This window comes from Xanthovirga aplysinae, from assembly GCF_009711365.1.
Lineage (GTDB): Bacteria > Bacteroidota > Bacteroidia > Cytophagales > Cyclobacteriaceae > Xanthovirga > Xanthovirga aplysinae.
In genome coordinates, this window is the sequence record NZ_SMMB01000019.1 from 1 (window position 1) to 218 (window position 218).

The following is a 218-nucleotide window of genomic DNA, read 5'->3' on the forward strand; positions in this document are numbered from 1 at the left end:
AGGTTTTCCAAAGGATTATCCGGGTCCGGAGTATATAGCCCATTGGGATCATTGGCAGACACCGTACCTACCTTGGAATAAAGGGGGTACATGCTGTTGAGATCGCTGGCAGAAGCATCTGAAGGAACAGTAAAAGTGAAAATATCCAGCGCCTGATTTAACTGATTACTAATATTAACCACATTGTCTGTTGCCATGATGCTGCTTTTTAGTCTTTG

General features: G+C 43.1%; 1 protein-coding gene. It reads right to left on the reverse strand.

Going from position 1 to position 218, the window contains the following annotated elements:
* A partial coding sequence (locus tag E1171_RS00015; protein WP_155202965.1) for a hypothetical protein occupies positions 1-197 on the reverse strand: 197 nt, incomplete at its 3' end.
* Positions 198-218: the final 21 nt, after the last annotated feature.